The organism is Catenulispora sp. GAS73 (genome assembly GCF_041262085.1).
Lineage (GTDB): Bacteria > Actinomycetota > Actinomycetes > Streptomycetales > Catenulisporaceae > Catenulispora.
Genome location: NZ_JBGCCM010000032.1, coordinates 119,112 through 136,195, shown reverse-complemented (window position 1 = coordinate 136,195; position 17,084 = coordinate 119,112). Strand labels below are relative to the sequence as shown.

The window sequence follows — 17,084 nt, the reverse complement described above, 5'->3', positions numbered from 1 at the left end:
GGGTCGCCCCCTCGCTGTAGAGCGCCCGCCGGAGGCCTCAAGGCACCCACCACGCACGACGATTGCCGCCTACGACATGCGCAGTGACTCGGACCTGTGCGCGGTTGTGGACACGGAAACCGGCAGCCGCCGACGTGACCCAGTGTGCGAGTCGAGCATGCCAGGCATTTTGTTAGGAAATTATCGCCCCTTGTACGCAGATATAGCACGCGCCGCCGACACCGCCGCCGACACCGACACCGAGCACCCCACCGCCCGACACCGACACCAAGCACCCCCCGCCCGACACCGGCACCCCGCCCGACACCGCCGCTCTGCCCGACACCGGCCCCCGCCCGACACCACCCCCCCACACAAAAGCCCAACACCGACACCCCCACACAAAGCAGGGGTGCCGATGAACCAACCACAACCCTCAACGCCCCCGCCGCTCAGCCCCCACTAGGCACCAGCACCTGCTTAACCCCACCCGACCCGCTCATCACCGCCCGGTAAGCCTCGGCACCCTCCGCCAACGCCCACGTCCGCACCGCCGGCGCGACCAGCACCTCCCGCTCGAACAGCGGCCTGAGCTGGTCGAAGACGCCCGCGACGTAAGCCCCGTCCAGGAACACGCTGGCCAGCCCCGTGACCCGCAGCTGCCGGTTGTAGATCTCCGCCGGCGAGAACGAGATCTTCGGCTCGGGCGCGCTGAAGATCCCGACCATGCGTCCGCCGAAGCGCAGGCTGCGCAGCGCCGGTTCGAACAGCGCGCCGCCGACGGTGTCCAGCGCCAGGTCCGCGCCGCGTCCGTCGGTGCTGTCGAGTACGGCGTCGGCCAGGTCGACGGCGCCGTCCGCCGCGCTGGTGTCGATGAAGTGCTCCACCCCTTCGGGCCGGTGGCGGGCGGCGATGATCGGCTCGGCGCCGCGCCAGCGGGCGATCGCGGTCGCGGCGCGGGCGACCATGCCCGAGCCGCCGGTGATGAGGAGCTTCTCGCCGGACTTGACCTCCATGAGGTTGATGAGGGTCTCGAAGGCCGTGAGGTGCGAGCGTCCGACCGCGGCGGCTTCGGCCATCGTCAGGTTCGCCGGCTTGCGGGACAGCCAGGTCGCGGGCAGGGCGACGAAGCGGGCGTGCGTGCCCGGCCGCTTCATGCCCAGGTTCGGGCCGCTGCCCCAGACTTCCTGGCCTGCTTCCCAGCCTTCGTGCTCGCCGCCGGAGACGACCACGCCGGCGAAGTCGACGCCGGGGATCATCGGCAGCGGCGTGCCGAGCCAGCCTGCGGCGTTCGCGACGTCGAGCGGGTTCACGGCGGCCGCGTGCACCTCGACGAGGACTTCTCCCGGGCCCGGCACGGGAATCGGCTCGTCGCGGTGGATCAGCGCTTGGTCCGGTGATCCGGCGGCCTTGAGGATGACGGCTTCCATCTGCTTTGTCTCCATTTTCGTATCCATTTTCTTGTTCATTCGTTAGGGCTGCGGCTCGTTAGGACCGCGGCTCGTTAGGACTGCGGCGCTTCGGCCGCGAGACCGACCAGGGTCTGGTAGGCGGGGTAGCTCAGGAGGCTGGAGTCGTAGACGGTGGTCAGCCGGCTGATCTTGCCGACACCGTCCAGCTCGATAGCCGTGTGGCCGCGGTGCTTCGACGCGAGGGCCGGCGACGCCGTCCACTCGTAACCACCGCCGTGCCGACCGCCCTCGACATGCACGAGCGCGGCGCCAGGACCGTAGGGGAGCTGCGCGAGTGCGCGGTTGTAGTAGCGCTGCACCTGGAGCTGGCCCCGGACCCGGGTATGCGCGGCGAGGTCTTCATAGACGACGTCAGCGGACATCAGCGCGACGGCCGCAGCGGCGTCCCGTGCTGCGAACGCGGCCTGAAGCCGTTGCGCCGCCTGGACTATGGCGGCGTCCGCGTTCTGCACGGAGTCGTGGAAGTCGGTGGGATAGGCGCTGCCGTCGGCGAACGGAAACAGGGAACTGCGACGGTCCCAGTAGTCGACCCAGCGGGTGATCTTGCGATCGCTGTCGAAGGTGACCGACGACAGGGCGCGGACCTCCTGCCCGAAGAAGGCGGGAGTGTCGACGAACTCGATGGTCGCGCTGCGAGCGTCGCCGACGATGGTCAGCGGGTAGGACAGCGCTCCGGCCGGCGCGCTGCCGAGCAGCGACGTGAACTCGGAGTTGATCGCTTTCCAGCCGGACAGCACGATGCCCAGGCAGGCGTCGCTGTAGCTGGCGTTCGAGGTCGAGAAGTGCGCCATGAACGCCGCGGTGTCGTGCCTGCTCTTGGCGGCGAAGACGCGGCGGAAGATGTCGGCGACTTCGGGCGTGCAGTGCGAGGTGTCGACGGTGTGCGGCGGGTAGGGCGGATGCGGCGCATCGTTCGCATCCGACGTCGGCTTGCGTGCCGCGCCGCCCGAGGGCAGCGTCGCCATCGCGTTCGCGGCCCGGGCGCCGAAGACGCCGGCGGCCCCGAGGCCGGCCGCGCTCCCGGCGACCGCGCCGATGCGGAGCAGTGTCCGCCTGTCAGGGTTCTGCTGGTCGACGTGCGACATCGGTGATTCCCTCTCGGCTTGATGGCTTAACGCTTGAAGTGAATGTAGCCCGGGATCACTTCACAGTGCAAGTCATTTCGAAGCCGGATCACTTCACGTGTTAAGCTACGAGGCATGGATGACGTGCCGGAACCCCGCTGGCTGGACGCCGACGAGCAGCAAGCATGGCTCGCCCTGGCCAGGACCATGAACCGCCTCCCGGCCGCGCTCGACGCGCAGCTGCGCCGCGACTCCGGGATCACGCACTTCGAGTACCAGGTGCTGGCGCTGCTCTCGGGGGTGCCGGAGCGCACCCTGCGCATGAGCACGCTGGCAGCCCAGGCCGAGGGCTCGCTCCCGCGGCTGTCCCAGGTGGTCGTGCGGATGGAACAGCGCGGCTGGGTACGACGCACGCCCGACCCGGCAGACGGCCGCTACACGCTCGCGACCCTCACCGACGACGGCTGGGAGAAGGCGGTCCAAGCCGCACCCGGCCACGTCGAGGAAGTCCGCCGACTGGTTCTGGACCAGCTCACGAAAGCGCAGCTACGGCAACTGCGCGACATCGGCCGACGGATCATGCGCGGCATCGACCCGGACGGCCAGGGCGGCGAGTAGACCGAGGCGGCGAGGGCGGCGAGTAGACCGAGGACAGCCAGGGCGGCCAGGGCGCCGAGACCAGCGCCGAGACCAGCACCGAGATCCGCTCAGCTGCTCGCGACGATCCAGCTTGCGCCGCTGCGCGAATCCGGTCCGCTGGAGAGCCTGCCTGCAGCAGCTCGCCAGCGCCGACGGCTACGCCACGAGCGGCGAGAGCGGTACCAGCAGCGGCGAGGTCGGCAATCGGCACCGAGCGCGATGCGGACAACCGCAGTGCCGCGACCGACGAGTGCGAGAACAACGCTGAGGCCGGCAGCCCCGCCGGGCCGCCGACCATCGCGTGCGTGCGCTGTTGGCTGTTTGTCAGACCGGGCGTCAGACCGGCCGTCAGACACCTGTCAGGAAGAAACCACAGCGTGCGCGCTGACCCCGGTCGGGTAAGCAGCATCGAACGCCGCCGCGACCAGAATCCGCTCCATCTCCCGCACGATCTCCTCCTGCTGCTCCGTCGTCACCACCTCGGTGTCGACCCGCAGCATGATGTTGACCGTGTCCGGAACCGGATTGACCTCCATGAACGTCTGCGCGTCCGGCACGTCCGTGTGCGGCCCCCACGTCAGCGTCGTCAACGGCAGCGCGGCCTCGATCTCCTCGGCCGTCGGCAGCGGCCCGGGCCGGGCCGCGGCGGTCGCGCGCCGCAGGTCGTTGAAGTAGCACAGCAGGTCCACCGGCTCGCCGGTCTCGGCCGCGAGGCGGTCGAACATCGCGAACAGGTCGCGCGGGTCGAAGTAGCTGAACTTGCCGGCCTTCAGCTGCGAGCGCCAGGCCCGCAGGGCGACGGTGTCGAAGTCGGTGTCGGCCACGTCGACCACGCACAGGCACGAGGCCACCAGCGGGGTCACCGAATGTTGCAGCCCGGGGCGGAAACGGTTGCTGACGAACGTCCGGATCGCGCTGGGGTTCTTCCCGCAGAGCTTGGCCAGGGCCACCGCGTACGCGCCGAGCAGGACCGAGCCGGTGTTGGCACCGGTGCGCGCGGCGATCGAGGTCGTGGCGAGGTACATGGCCTGGGAGTCGAAGACGAGCTCCCACCACTGCGGATCGCGGGGCTCGTACTTGGTGTCGAAGCGGTGGCGGGGCGCCGCCTGCACCATCTGCTCCCAGTACTTGATGGAGGCTGCGCTCTGCCGCAGCGCGGCGGGTGTCTGCTGCTGCTTGGCGAGCTCGAACGGCTGCATCCCCTCGCGCGGGGCCAGCCGCTCGCCGGTGTCCTGATCGAGGTTTGCCAGGTCGGCGACGAGCGCCTCGAAGCCGAGTCCGTCGATGGCGACGTGCGGGTACATCGCGGCGAACCACACCGGCACGCCCTCCTGCCGGATGACGGCCATGCAGACCGGCCAGTCCGCGGTGATGTCGAACGGCGCCTTCTCGTACCCGATCCGCACGGCCTCGGCCGCCTCGGCCGGGTCCTCGTCGGGCCCGATGTCGACGATGTCCAGCGCGACCTCGCCGGAGGAGTACAGCACCTGCACCGGCTCGCCGTCGTCCCGGAAACGGAACCGGGTCCGCAGCGAGTGGTTGCGCTCGACGATGAACCCCAGAAGGTTGACGATGTTCTCCACCGTCGTCCCCTCCGCCAGCGGCATCGTGCCGCCGATCATCACGGCCTCCCCGGCGAGCTGCATCATCCGCAGGACGTTGCGCTGGCCCCAGGTCACTTCGGACTCGCCCGAACCGTCACCCGAGAACGGCACCAGAATCCGGTCTCCCACCACCCGCACCATCGATTCTCTTCAGCCCAGCCCGAACCCCCGTTGGAACGGGACTCATCGTCGAACAGACGAGCCCGGCAGTCAATGCTCTGCGTTGGGGGCCGGATTTCCACAAGGCTTTGCGTCGCGCACATCTATTCCACAAGTCTCTATTCCACAAGGCTCTGCGTTCCCACGACGATCGCCAGCGCCAGCCGCTCGGCGTCGGCGGTGCCGGGCTCGGCGGTGTACGCCATGACCCGCAGGTCGTCCCCGGCGACGATGAGCGTGTCGCAGTCCAGCGCGATGCGGCCGACCGAGGGGTGCTCGACGACCTTCTGCTTCGACAGGTCGGCCGGCGGCGGCGGGGTGTCGCCGGCGTCCCACAGGCCGGCGAAGCGGGGGCTGTCGTCGGCGAGGTCGCGGACCAGCCGGCGCAGGCTCTGGTCGGCCGGGTAGCGGGAGGAGGTCAGGCGCAGGTCGGCGACCAGACGTGCTTCGTGGTCGGCCTGTTCCCGGGCGGTGTGCACGGTGCGGTTCAGACCGTGCAGGTTGCGCCAGATCGCGTTGCGTTCGAGCCCTTGCAAGTGGGAGGTCTCGCCCATGAGCGCGTCGTAGGGCGCGTTGGCCGTCAGGAGCGTCCAGGTGGCGTCGTAGACGACCACCGGGGTGTGGGACAGCCGGTCCAGCAGCCGCTGCACGCTCGGCGTGAGCCGCGAGGGCACCAGGTCGGGACCGGGCATCGCGTGCCCGGCCAGCCGGTACAGCACCTCGCGCTCGGGGTCGGGCAGCCGTAGCGCCTGCGCCAGCGCCTCGACCACCTGGACCGACGGCGCGGTGGCCCGTCCCTGCTCCAGCCGGGTGAGGTAGTCGGCCGAGATCCCGGCGAGCGCCGCCAGCTCCTCACGCCGCAGCCCGGCGGCCCGGCGGCGGCGCCCGGCCGACACGCCGACGGCCTCGGGCGCGACCCGGTCCCGCGAGCGGCGCACCATCCGGCCGAACTCCGAGGACTCCATGCCTCCAGTCTGGGTGCGCGCCGCCTGATTGTCCTGGTCCTGGTGGTCCTAGGAAAACCGGACGGCTGGTTGACCTGGCGGATCGCGCCGAGACTCGGAACGAAGCAAGCCCCCGAAGCAGCAAGCCCCCGAAGCAGCAAGCCCCCAAACCAGCAAAACCCCGAAGCAGCAAGAGGTAGCGACATGACCGCCACGGAACCCGGAACCGTCCTCATCACCGGCCCGACCCGGGGCCTGGGCCGCGCCACAGCCCTGGCCCTGGCCGCCCGCCCCGACGGCGAACGCCCGGACCTGCTCCTGGTGGGCCGGCCCGGAAAGGCGCTCGAAGACGTCGCACAAGCGGCGCGCTCTCGCGGTGCGACCGTACACACCATCGGCTGTGACCTGTCGCGGCTCGCTGACGTGCGGAAAGCGGCCGCTGCTGCGCGCGAGTCGCTGGAGAGCGGAGCTGTTCGGCCGCTGCGCGCGCTGATCGCCAACGCCGGCGCCATGTCGGCCGACACCCGGCAGGCCTCCGCTGACGGCTACGAGCTCACCTTCGCCGTCGGGTATCTCGCGCACGCACAGCTCATCGCCGACCTGCGTGACCTGCTCAGCGCTCCGGCGCGCGTCGTGATGCTCGGCTCGAACACGTATCACGCCAACATCTATCGGCGCCTGATGGGAGTGCCTGCGGCCGACTGGCGTGATCCGCTGGAGATCGCGCGTCCCGCGACCGCCGAGACGAAGCCCAGCTTCAAGGCCAGCGGTGTCGCCTATTCGAACACCAAGCTCGCGATCCTCTACTACGCCCACGAACTCCAGCGTCAGGTGGCGCCGGGCGTCAACGTGGTCGTGTTCGAGCCTGGCTGGATGCCCGGCACCGACCTGGGCCGGGGGATGCCGGCGGCGGCGCGGGCGATGGGACGTGGGCTCGGACATCTCCCTGGCGTTGCCACGCCTGAGCGCTCTGGGCCGGCGTTGGCCTCGGTGGCGCTCGACGCGAAGTGGGCGCAGCTGCGTGACGGCGCGTTCGTCGTGCGGGACAAGGTGACCGAGGTGAAGCCGATCGCTCAGGATCGGGAGCGCGAGGGGCGGCTGTGGGAGGCCACTGAGAAACTGCTGCTCGACAGCGCGCACGTCTGAGCGCTACTGGCCACAACCGAGTGGATTGCTGTGGATCGCTACTGGCCTGCGATCCGGTCGACCATGGCCTTCGCCCCCATGAGCCCGGCCGCGATCTGGTCGGCGCCGGGCTGGCCCAGCACGACCCCGGTGATGGTCGTCTGCTTGCCGCCGATCGTGCGGACGGCTTGGAACGCGAAGCAGCCGCCTGCCGCGGTGTCGGATCCGGTCTTCACACCGACAAACCCGTCGTGGCCGAGCAGCGTGTCGGTGTTGGCCACGGTCCCGGCGACCGGCAGTGTCACGCTCGGCATGGCGACGATGCTCGCGAACACCGGCAGGCTCATCGCCTGCTGGACGATCCGTACCTGGTCCGCGGCGGTCGAGACCGTGCTCTGCGCGAAGCCGCTCGGGTCGGTGTAGCGGGTGTCGTTCATGCCGAGCGACTGCGCGGCGGCGTTCATCTGGGAGACGAACTGGTCTGTCGAGCCGGCGTCCCATGTGGCCAGCACCGCCGCGATGTTGTTCGCCGACGGGAGCAACAGCGCTTGCAGGGCTTGCCGTTCGGTCAGCTGTTCGCCGGCGGCTATCGACACGACTGATTGTCCGAGCGCGCGCCGGTGTGCGGTGTCGGCGACGTCGGACGCGGAGAGCGTGAGCGTGGGGCCGTCCTGGCCGGGCTGCAAGGGGTGGTCGCGGAGGACGAGGTAGGCCGTCATCACCTTGGTGACGCTGGCGATCGGCGCGGCGTGCTGGTTCGGGCCGACCTGGACCTGCGACTGGCCGGACTCGATGAACGCGGCCTGGCCGTGGGCGGGCCAGACCGTGCTGGGGAGGGCTTGGGCGTTGGCCTGGTCGGGGGCGCTTCGGCGTTCGGAGGCGTCCGAGGAACCCGGAGTGCTTGGGGCGCCTGGAGCGCCCGAGGCGCCGGAGAGGAAGGAAGACGGTGCGGAATGCGGCCTGCCCTGCGCGCCGTCGGCCGCCGCCGAATGGCAACCGGACACACCGATCAGCACGGCGCCGAGGACTCCAAGGGAGGCAGTGATCTTGGATCGGTTACGGGGCGACGCTTTTCGCGCTTGTTCGGAGGTAGCCACGCATTCAGTCAAGGAGACACGGCGTTACCAGCACGTATCCGGTTTTCGGTATGCCGGCGATATGCCCCGGGCCACAAGTTGTCTACACAACTTTTCACTGGCGTGTCACGCCTGATCTGCCGGGCTGAGGGCGGGGAGTCACGGCTGCGGGCCACTGTCCAGGCATGTCTTCCAAGCCCCAGGGCACTTTCCGCAGGACCCTCCGCTCCGGCGCGGTCGTCACCGCCGCCGTCGCCGCGCTCGGCGTGGGTGCCGACGCCGCCTTCTCCGTCTCCGCGCCTGCCCTCGCAGCCGGCGCCTCGACCACCGCCGACGCCTCGACGCTGACCCAGACCACCGTCGGCGCGGTCCAGCAGGGCGCGCCGGTCAGCTTCGCCTACAGCGTGCCGGCGGCGAGCGTGAGCGCGAAGAACTGGATCGGCGTCTACAAGCCGACCGACACGCCCGGGACGCAGAGCTCGACGAGCTGGCAGTACGTCACCGCCGCCGCGGGCACGGCGACCTTCGACACCCACGCGTTGGCCGCCGGGAACTGGAAGGTCTACCTGTTCGCCAACGACGGCTACACCGTCCTGGCCGGGCCGCTGACCCTGGTCGTGACGCCGGCCGCGCCGCCGGTCGTGGTGCCGCCGCAGCCGGACACCGGCACGGGACCGAACCTCATCCTCAACAGCGGCGCCGAGCAGGGCGAGGGCACGCTGGACGGTGTCGACACCAACACGGTTCCGGGCTGGAAGGTCCAGGGCCTGCTGAACTCCGTCGCCTACGGTGCCACCGGCGGCGAGGGTGTCTCCGGCTACCCGAGCCTGACCTCGCCCGGCCCGGTCGACCGCGGCCAGAACTTCTTCGCCGGCGGTGGCGGCGGCGTCAGCACCGGCACGCAGTACGCCGACGTGAAGGCCGCGGCCCGGCAGATCGACACCGGGAAGGTCACCTACAACCTGACCGCGTGGCTCGGCGGCTCCGGCAGCGTCGCGGACACCGCCGGAGTGGTGAGCACCTTCCTCGACGAGCGCGGCCGCACGCTCGGCACCACCGCGCTCGCACCGGTCACCCCGGCGATGCGCGGCAACGCCACCGGGCTGGTCCCCGAGCAGTCGCTGGGCGAGATCCCGGCCGGGACGCGCTCGATCCGGACCGTGCTGACCGTCACCGGCAACCGTCCCACCGACCGCACCGGCCACGGCCTCGGCTTCGCCGACGACCTCTCGCTGCGCATCTCGGCCCCGATCGCGGCGCCGGGCGCGCCCAAGCCGCCGGTCGCGAAGGTCCCCGGCTACGACCACGTGTTCGTGGTGATGCTGGAGAACCAGGACTACAAGGGCATCGTCGGCAACAAGGCGCAGGCCCCGTACATCAACAGCCTGATCCCCAAGGGCGCGAACCTCACCGGCGCGGTCGCCGAGACGCACCCGTCGGACCCGAACTACGTCGCGCTGGCCGGCGGCAGCCTGTTCGGCGTCACCGACAACACGCCGTTCAGCAGCACCGTCAACGCCCAGCACATCGGCGACCTCGTCGACAACAGCGGCGGCAGCTGGCGCGGCTACATGGAGAACGCCGCGCAGCCCTGCGACACCTCCTCGCATGGCGCGTACACCATCGACGACCTGCCGTTCTACTTCTTCAACGACGTCAAGAACAACCCGGTCAACTGCGCGGCGCACCTGCTGCCGCTGACGCAGATGGCCACCGACCTGAAGTCCACGGCCACCACGCCGACCTTCGCCTGGCTCAGCGCCGACGACTGCGACGACATGGAGGGCTGCGGCGTCCAGGCCGGCGACAGCTGGCTCGGCAAGACGCTCCCGGCCATCTTCGACTCCCCGGCGTGGAAGACCCAGCGCTCCCTGCTGATCGTCACCTTCGACGAGGACGCCGCGGACGGCCAGCAGCAGCTGCAGAGCATCCCCACGCTGGTGCTGGGCTCGCAGGGCGTGAAGCCCGGCTCGACGACCGGCGATCGGTACACGCACTACAGCGTGCTGCGCACGATCGAGGCGGCGCTCGGCCTGCCGAGCCTGACGAAGAACGACCTGTACGCGCCGGCGATCGAGGGCATCTGGAGCCGCGAGGGGGAGTAGGGCGCCGACCGTGTCTGTTGGGTGGGCTGTCAACGTCACGCGATATCGTGTCCGGACATCGACCTGGGAACGATCATGGGAGGCAGGCCTGTGGGACAGCATCGGAAAGCACCCGAGGACGTGGAGAAGGTGTTCCAGTTGTTCGACCTGGACGGCGACGGCCTGATCACGGCCGAGGAGCTCAAGAACGCGCTCGCCGAGCTCGGTGAGGACGTCACCGTCGAGGACGCCGCCGAGCGGATCAGCACCGGTGACACCGACAAGGACGGGACGCTCAGCCTGGCCGAGTTCCAGGCCATGATGGCGGGCTGATCCGGGGCTGGATCGGTATGTCGTCGGCAGGCTGGCGTCGTCGGCAGGCCGGCGAGTCGGGCTTGCTGGGAAGTGGAAGACCTGTCGGCCGCGCGTGGCGGGAAGCGCGTGCGGCCGACAGGCATGGGGGAAGCGTCAGCCCAGCCGGTGGAGCGCGACGGATTGCGGGCCCGCGCGGCGTCGGCACCAGGCATTATTGCCGTACCTTGGGTGTGAGGTGTTTCTGATTCTCAAAGGGGGACCCAGGTGCGTATCGGGCGGCGGATACTCGCGATCGCAGCGTTCGCTGCGCTGACCAGCCCGGCGGTGGCGCAGGCCCGGGGTGGGGGCGGTGGCCACGGGTTCGGCGGAGGCGGTGGCGGGGGCGGCGGCCACAGCGGCGGCGGCATCCACGGGGTGGGGTTCATCGGTCTCGGCGGCGGGTCACTCGGCGGGTTCGCGGTCATCGTTTTGATCATCCTGATCCTGGTGATCGTCTCCCGGCTTCGGAAGGGGCGTGGCGGCAAGAGCGGCCTCAACACCGGGTCGGACCGTACGGCCCACCGCACGGACGACACGGCACGGCAGCGTGCCACGCAGATCGAGGCGCGGGTCGCGGCGATCGCGGACACGGACCCGACGTTCGCGCCCGACGCACTGAAGGCGCGCGCCGCCTGGCTGTACACGACCGCCCAGCGCGCGTGGACCGATCGCGATCGCGCCGTGCTGAAGCAGATCCTGTCGCCGGTGCTCTACGTGAAGTGGAACGAGGAGCTGAGCGACTACGAGTCGCGCGGCGAGGTGAACATCGTGCGGGTGATCTCCGGGCCGACGGTCGAGATGGTCAACATCGCGAACCGGGCCGGGGAGACGAACGACACGGTGACGTTCCGTATCACCGCGACGATCGACGACAGCGTGCGCCGCGTGGACGGCACGCGTGCGGTGCGCAAGGACGGCTCGACGCGCCCGGTCGAGTACTGGACGCTGCGCAAGAACGACGCCGGCGTATGGATCGTGTCCTCGGTGGAGCAGGCGGCCGAGGGCGCGCACCACCTGACCGACGCAATCGAGACGGACGCCTGGGACCAGAAGGCGGTCGCCCGGGACGCCGTGCTGGAAGTGGCCGAGAACGTCTCGGTCCAGGGCGCCGGCGACATCCTGGCGCTGACCAACATCTCCTGGAGCACCGACGCCGACGCCGCCGCGGGCGACCTGAGCGTGCTGGACGGCCGCTTCGACAAGGCGGTCCTGGAGGTCGCGGTCGAGCAGTTCCTCGAAGAGTGGGCCATGAACGACGGCAGCCTCGACTTCACGGCGGTCCGCACCCCCAACCGCACGGTCATGCGCGACGCCACCGTCGCCTCGGTCGAGGTCCGCTCCCTGCTCTCCCGCGAGCCGATCGTCGTCCGCGTCATGGTCGCGGCAGAGGGCTTCTACTACGAAGTGGACCGCCGCACCGAGGAAGTCCTCCTCGGCGACGCGCACAAGCGCCGGCCGGTCACCTTCGCCTTCGACCTCCGCCTCGACGGCCCCACGGCCAAGGGCTGGACGGTCATCGCCGCCGACGCGACGCCGGGCTCGCGGCTGGCGGACCATCGGTCTTGAGGCGGTGGGTCGGGCCGGGCGCTGGCGCGTAAGGGTTTTGCCTGCGGCCGGCCTCAGCCCGGACCCCGGTGCGGCATGCTGTCGGCATGGGCGATCCGGTGATGGGTGTGGACGGATGTTCGCAGGGGTGGGTCGGTATCGCGTTGGTCGGCGATCGCGTGGCGGGATTGTTCGCGCCGACCATCGGCGAGCTCGAAGCCGATGCCCGTAAGCTCGGCGAGATCGCGGTGATCGCGGTCGATATGCCGATCGGGCTTCCGGACTCCGGGGTGCGGCAGGCCGACGTGCTGGCCCGGCGGTTCGTCGGTCCGAGGTCGTCATCGGTGTTTTCCACGCCTGTGCGTGCCGCGGTCGAACTCGACGCGTACGAGTTGTCCGCGCAGGCGCACCGAGAGCTCACCGGGGTGGGCCTGACGAAGCAGGCGTTCGCGCTGCGGATGAAGATTCGCGAAGTGGACGCCTGGTTGCCGACCGCCGCGTGCCGGGTCGTCGAGGTACATCCAGAGGTCAGCTTCGCCGAACTGGCGCGAGAGCCGTTGGCGTACGCCAAGTCGACCTGGGCCGGTGCGGAGCTGCGACGGAACCTGCTGGCAGCGGCCGGCGTCGTGCTGCCCTCCGACGTGGGGCCGGTCGGGGCGCGCGCCGGAGTCGACGACGTTCTGGACGCGGCGGTCGCGGCCTGGACCGCGACCCGCGTGCGGGACGGACTCGCGCGATCTCTCCCCGGCTCGCCCGAGTCCTTCAGCGACGGCATCGCAGCTGCCATCTGGCGCTGACCCCGAATCAGCTCACGAACTCGTCCGCCCCGTAGCGCACCACGGCCGCGTTCCAGTCGACGCCGAGGCTCTTCGCGAACTTCTGGGCCAGGGGCAGGTTCGTGAGTGGGGCGATGAGGATGAGGTGGCCGTCGAGGGTTACTGAGCCGCCTTCGAGGGTGTCGCGGGCTTCGGGGGCGGCCAGGAGGGCGTCGTGGAGGTGGGTGACGGTGACGCCTGGGGCCTGGATCTCGACTGCGTCGGTCTGCGGGGAGGTGCTCGGCAGGCAGCGGAAGGTCAGGACTGACTCCTGGTGGTACTGCTTGGCGATGAGGGCGGCGATGTGGTGCAGGCCTTCGGGGCTGACCTTGGTGACGTCGAATTCGCGGGAGCGTTCGTAGGTCGTCTGCTTCGGGTCGCTGGACCAGAAGACGCCGTTCAGCAGTGTTGAGGCGCCCGGCCGAGCGCCGTTGGCGCGGATGGTGGCGCGGACCTCGTGGTCGAAGCGGTGCAGGTGGGTCTGGAGGCGGGGGTCGGCCGGGTCGGTGATGGTCGCCGTGTTGTTCGTGGCGAAGATCTCGCCGGTCGGGCAGGGGTGGCCGGCTGTGGCGGCTCTGGTGCCTGCGGTGGCCTGGGCGTTGCCGGCGCTCGACGGAACGAGTACCAGGGCGCAGGCCGAGGCCAGTACGAACAGTCGGCGGTGAGCAATGGCTTTGTCCATACATTGGTTAACGATCTTCGGCGGAGTTCGTCGCGCTACAACAACGCGCAGGCGCCCCCGCCGCGAAACGCGTAGTTCCACGGGTTCGCGCCGCGTCGATCCTTCATAGCGTTGCGCTGCTGCCGCCGGGGGTAGCGGTCGGCGGATCGCAGCCTCCTGGCATCTGGCAGGCAGACCGTCGTTCGTTCATCTGTTCTATCGGGGGCCATAGTGGTCAGAATCGTGCGGGCCGGCCTGGCCGTGCTCGCGGCAGTGGCGCTGATGCTCGCGCCCGGCGCGGCGCACGCCGACCAGCAGCAGCAACAACCGCAGCAGCAGGCGCAGCCGCAATCCGGGCTGGGGCTCGACATCACGTCGAGTCAGGGCACATACAAACCCGGCCAGCCAGTCACCCTCACCTTCCGCGTCACGAACCACGCCCCGACCGCGTGCCAGGTCGGCACCATCGCCGACGGCGAGGTGCTGATCGCCTCGGTGACGCGCGACGGCGCCTCGCAGCCGTGGGGCGTCTCGCGGGAGGAGTACAACGTCGACTACGGCGCGGTCCTGGCCGGCGGACTCGTCACGGTCCAGCCCGGAGCCTCCGTGGACGTCGCCGTGCACGCCGCCACCGGACCCGATGCCGCGACCCAGCCGTTGCAGACCATGAGCATGCTGCCGACCGGCGTCGGCCTGTCTTCGGTGTGGAACCTGGACGCCGCCGGCCGCTACGTGGTGTCCGCGCGGTACAAGACTCCTGACGTACCCGACAGCACGCAGCAGATCTGCGCCGGTGCCACGAACGTGGCCACGGTCGCTTTCACCGTCGGCGCCGGGCACAAGGGCTTCCCGTGGTGGCTGCTCCTCGTCGCCCTGGCGCTGCTGGTGCTGATTGTGCTGTTCATCATGGCTGTGCGCCGCAGCCGCCGACGGCGGCGTGAGCGCCGCGGTGCTCCGGCCGCCGCGGCCTTCGCGCTGCTGGTGCTGTTCACCGCCACCGGCGTGCAGGCGGCGCGGCCGCTTCCGGCGCACGCCGACGGCGGCATCGACGCCGCGGCCGACAACTGCGTGGCCGGCTTCACCGGCCCCGGCATCGAGCCCGGCCTCATGGACAAGATCAAGAAGATGCGCGAGTCTGGACAGCTCAAGATCGTTCCAGCACCTCAATGGGGCGACAACACGAACTGGGCGCCCGGAACGTTTACCGGCGACAAGCCGCCGTACAACGTCGTCATCCGCTGGGACCCGGTCACCGACAATCTCTTCAACGACGATTCCGGCGCCCCGAACATGCCCTGTACCAGGCTGCTCCACGAAATGATCCACTCGGAGGGGTTCGCGGACGGTAGCGCCAACCTGGGTACCACGTGCTACCTGGGTGGCTTTCCGCACGCGACCCAGAAGCAATCGTTCAACAACATGGACGAAGTGCGCACGATCGAATGGGAGAACCAGTACCGGCTCTCCAAGCATCTCGGCCTCCGGACTCGCCACGACTCCCGGGACGACAACCTCGCCGGGCCGCTGGACCCGAATCCGGGCATGGTCGGGGAGCCGGTCCCGCCGGTCCCGGACAGCGCCAAGAACGACTCCCCCACCGACCAGGTCCAGGCGGCCATGAACGCGTGCAGCCCGACCCCGATCGACCCGCTCCCCAGCCTCTTCGACAGGTTCCTCGCCTGGATCACCGGCGACCCGCACGTCGGCACCATGGACCACCTCTACTACGACTTCCAAGCCGTCGGCGAGTTCGAGCTGGCCAAGAGCCGTGACGACTTCGAGGTCCAGGTGCGGCAGGCCCCGCTGGACCCGGCGGACCGCACGATCTCGGTCGTCACCTCGGCCGCGGTGCGCGCCAGCTCCGACGTCGTCGGCTTCTCCGACGTCGGCGGCGACATCCAGGTCCACCGCGGCGGCAAGGTCGTGACCCTGCAGAAGGGCTCCGTCAAGCTGCCCGGCGGCGGCACGCTCACCCGCCGCAGCGGCGTCTACGACTACGGCGGCGACGGCTACGACGTGCTCTGGCCCGACGGCTCGCGGGTCGCCGTCGACCCGGTCGGCTCCGAAGGGCTGATGGTCAACGTCACGCCCGCGGCCGAGCGCAAGGGCACCTTCACCGGGCTGCTCGGCAACTTCGACGGGAAGGCGGCCGGGGACCTGGTCAGCCGGGACGGCAAGACGATCCCGGACCAGCCCGGTTACGACGACCTCTACCACGTCTTCGGCGACAGCTGGCGCGTGAGCCAGAGCGAGTCGCTGCTCGAATACGGTCCCGGCCAGTCCACCGCGACGTTCACCGACCGTGCGTTCCCCGACAAGCCGGCGACCGTGGCGAGCCTGCCGCAGTCCGTCCGGGACCAGGCGACGGCGATGTGCAAGGCCGCGCACGTCACCGACGCGACGTTGCTCGACGCCTGCGTCCTGGACGTCGCGCGCACCGGCGACCCGGCGTTCGCGACCGCCTACGCGCAGGACCAGGCCAGGCTGGGCACCGGAACCGGCGGATCGGCGCCGACCGGCCCGGTCGGCGCCCCCACCCCGGACAAGGGCCCCAAGCCCGGCGCGATCCTGCAGGACGGCGACGTCGTCACCGGCAGCATCGACCAGGCCGGCGGCACCGTGGACTACGGCCTGAACCTGGCCGCGAACCAGCAGTTCGAGCTGGCCGACGTCACCGAGGGGATGAGCGCGATCGTGCCGGACGCCCCGTCGGCGACGCCGATGCTGCCCGGCCCGTTCCAGTTCGCGGTGGCCGCGAACGGCCAGGCCAAGCTGCGCGTCTCGATGCCGAGCGGCCCGGGGAAGTACTCCTTCCGCTACGTGACCATCAAGCCCCGCACCGTCCCGATCGACGTCGGCGCCCCGGCGCTGTCCGCCGATCTCGACGTGCCGGGCCGGGTCGACGTCTACCGGTTCACCCCGCCGGCCGACGTCACGGCGGTGCAGGTCGCCAGTACGACGGCCTGTGACAGCGGCCCGACCTACGGATACGCCGACGACGGTCCGCAGCCGAGCGTGCTTTCTCCGGGCCAGTTGTGCTTCGGCTACGCGCACCCGGTCTCGCCCGGGGCCGCGGAGCAGATTCTGGTGTGGGCCGATAATGCGAAGACGATGCCGTACTCGATCAGCTTGCAGAGGTCGTGAGCGGTGCGCCGTCTACCAGTTCTACCTTGCCGCTGGAATCGACCGTGTAGAGCGCGATCCCCAGCTTGTTCCGCACCTCGGAGGGGACCCGCTGCGCGAACCGCACGACCGACTTGGCCGCCACCAACGCGTAAGCGGTGTTCGGTTCGCCCTTCATCCGCCGCAGCAGCTGTCCATAGCCGGTGTCGAGGTCGGTGCCCGCATCGCGCGTGAACCCCTTCGCCTCCACGATGAGCCGCCGGCCGTCGGGATGCCTCGCGTCGATGTCCGGGCGGTCTCCGTGCCGGGGGAGTTCCGCGCACTCCCAGCCCTGCTCGACAAGCCATGCCGAGAAGACCTCGACGACAGTGGCCTCGGAACCGGGCCCGTTCTCGGGACTCCACATATTCGCGTCTGACACGTCCGAAGAATATGTCGGC

General features: G+C 70.1%; 14 protein-coding genes. 7 read left to right on the top strand and 7 right to left on the bottom strand.

From position 1 onward, the window contains the following. Positions 1–431: 431 nt before the first annotated feature. Together ABH935_RS37970 and ABH935_RS37965 are read right to left on the bottom strand one after the other, a co-directional pair. Positions 432–1,424 (bottom strand): zinc-binding alcohol dehydrogenase family protein, encoded by a 993-nt coding sequence (locus tag ABH935_RS37970; RefSeq protein ID WP_370382812.1) that lies wholly within the window; start codon positions 1,422–1,424, stop codon positions 432–434. Positions 1,425–1,483: 59 nt separating this feature from the next. Further along, on the bottom strand, positions 1,484–2,536 hold the full coding sequence (locus ABH935_RS37965; protein ID WP_370382811.1) for a hypothetical protein: 1,053 nt from the start codon (positions 2,534–2,536) through the stop codon (positions 1,484–1,486). A gap of 114 nt (positions 2,537–2,650) precedes the next feature. Here ABH935_RS37965 and ABH935_RS37960 point away from each other — a divergent pair, with 114 nt between their 5' ends. Continuing rightward, entirely contained in the window at positions 2,651–3,133 is a 483-nt protein-coding gene (locus ABH935_RS37960) for a MarR family winged helix-turn-helix transcriptional regulator (protein ID WP_370382810.1), read from the top strand. A 380-nt stretch (positions 3,134–3,513) separates the two neighbouring features. Here the strand turns inward: ABH935_RS37960 and ABH935_RS37955 are convergent, their stop codons facing one another. Then, positions 3,514–4,887 carry a condensation domain-containing protein gene (locus ABH935_RS37955; RefSeq protein WP_370382809.1) on the bottom strand — a complete coding sequence of 458 codons (1,374 nt, stop codon included), beginning with the start codon at positions 4,885–4,887 and terminating at the stop codon, positions 3,514–3,516. A gap of 149 nt (positions 4,888–5,036) precedes the next feature. Beyond that, the gene (locus ABH935_RS37950) at positions 5,037–5,882 is read right to left on the bottom strand and encodes a helix-turn-helix transcriptional regulator (RefSeq protein ID WP_370382808.1); all 846 of its coding nucleotides are present in this window, start codon (positions 5,880–5,882) and stop codon (positions 5,037–5,039) included. Positions 5,883–6,065: 183 nt separating this feature from the next. On the opposite strand from ABH935_RS37950, the gene ABH935_RS37945 reads away from it, so the two are divergent. After that, positions 6,066–7,007, top strand: a complete 942-nt coding sequence (locus tag ABH935_RS37945; protein ID WP_370382807.1) for an SDR family NAD(P)-dependent oxidoreductase — start codon at positions 6,066–6,068, stop codon at positions 7,005–7,007. A gap of 38 nt (positions 7,008–7,045) precedes the next feature. Here the strand turns inward: ABH935_RS37945 and ABH935_RS37940 are convergent, their stop codons facing one another. After that, a complete protein-coding gene (locus ABH935_RS37940) occupies positions 7,046–8,002 on the bottom strand; it encodes a D-alanyl-D-alanine carboxypeptidase family protein (protein ID WP_370382806.1) in 957 nt (318 codons plus the stop codon). Between the two features lie 245 nt (positions 8,003–8,247). Here ABH935_RS37940 and ABH935_RS37935 point away from each other — a divergent pair, with 245 nt between their 5' ends. From ABH935_RS37935 to ABH935_RS37920, 4 genes are all read left to right on the top strand, one after another. After that, positions 8,248–10,167: an alkaline phosphatase family protein gene (locus tag ABH935_RS37935; RefSeq protein ID WP_370382805.1), complete on the top strand. Its 1,920-nt coding sequence runs from the start codon at positions 8,248–8,250 to the stop codon at positions 10,165–10,167. Positions 10,168–10,257: 90 nt separating this feature from the next. Then, positions 10,258–10,479: an EF-hand domain-containing protein gene (locus ABH935_RS37930; RefSeq protein WP_370382804.1), complete on the top strand. Its 222-nt coding sequence runs from the start codon at positions 10,258–10,260 to the stop codon at positions 10,477–10,479. 246 nt (positions 10,480–10,725) lie between these two features. Then, positions 10,726–12,066, top strand: a complete 1,341-nt coding sequence (locus ABH935_RS37925; protein ID WP_370382803.1) for a TIM44-like domain-containing protein — start codon at positions 10,726–10,728, stop codon at positions 12,064–12,066. A gap of 86 nt (positions 12,067–12,152) precedes the next feature. After that, positions 12,153–12,842, top strand: a complete 690-nt coding sequence (locus ABH935_RS37920; protein ID WP_370382802.1) for a DUF429 domain-containing protein — start codon at positions 12,153–12,155, stop codon at positions 12,840–12,842. Between the two features lie 7 nt (positions 12,843–12,849). Here ABH935_RS37920 and ABH935_RS37915 read toward each other — a convergent pair whose 3' ends face one another. Continuing rightward, on the bottom strand, positions 12,850–13,542 hold the full coding sequence (locus ABH935_RS37915) for a hypothetical protein (protein WP_370382801.1): 693 nt from the start codon (positions 13,540–13,542) through the stop codon (positions 12,850–12,852). A 210-nt stretch (positions 13,543–13,752) separates the two neighbouring features. Between ABH935_RS37915 and ABH935_RS37910 the strand changes: the two genes are divergently transcribed. Then, a complete protein-coding gene (locus ABH935_RS37910; protein WP_370382800.1) occupies positions 13,753–16,665 on the top strand; it encodes a VWD domain-containing protein in 2,913 nt (970 codons plus the stop codon). Here the strand turns inward: ABH935_RS37910 and ABH935_RS37905 are convergent. Further along, positions 16,646–17,065, bottom strand: a complete 420-nt coding sequence (locus ABH935_RS37905) for a hypothetical protein (protein WP_370382799.1) — start codon at positions 17,063–17,065, stop codon at positions 16,646–16,648. The genes ABH935_RS37910 and ABH935_RS37905 overlap by 20 nt on opposite strands. Positions 17,066–17,084 lie beyond the last annotated feature (19 nt).

Excerpts from the sequence above, each read along its gene's own strand:
- ABH935_RS37970 (WP_370382812.1), bottom strand. The coding sequence starts at position 1,424 with ATGGAGACAAAGCAGATGGAAGCCGTCATCCTCAAGGCCGCCGGATCA.
- ABH935_RS37960 (WP_370382810.1), top strand. The coding sequence starts at position 2,651 with ATGGATGACGTGCCGGAACCCCGCTGGCTGGACGCCGACGAGCAGCAA.
- ABH935_RS37915 (WP_370382801.1), bottom strand. The coding sequence starts at position 13,542 with ATGGACAAAGCCATTGCTCACCGCCGACTGTTCGTACTGGCCTCGGCC.
- ABH935_RS37950 (WP_370382808.1), bottom strand. The coding sequence starts at position 5,882 with ATGGAGTCCTCGGAGTTCGGCCGGATGGTGCGCCGCTCGCGGGACCGG.
- ABH935_RS37945 (WP_370382807.1), top strand. The coding sequence starts at position 6,066 with ATGACCGCCACGGAACCCGGAACCGTCCTCATCACCGGCCCGACCCGG.
- ABH935_RS37935 (WP_370382805.1), top strand. The coding sequence starts at position 8,248 with ATGTCTTCCAAGCCCCAGGGCACTTTCCGCAGGACCCTCCGCTCCGGC.
- ABH935_RS37920 (WP_370382802.1), top strand. The coding sequence starts at position 12,153 with ATGGGCGATCCGGTGATGGGTGTGGACGGATGTTCGCAGGGGTGGGTC.
- ABH935_RS37965 (WP_370382811.1), bottom strand. The coding sequence starts at position 2,536 with ATGTCGCACGTCGACCAGCAGAACCCTGACAGGCGGACACTGCTCCGC.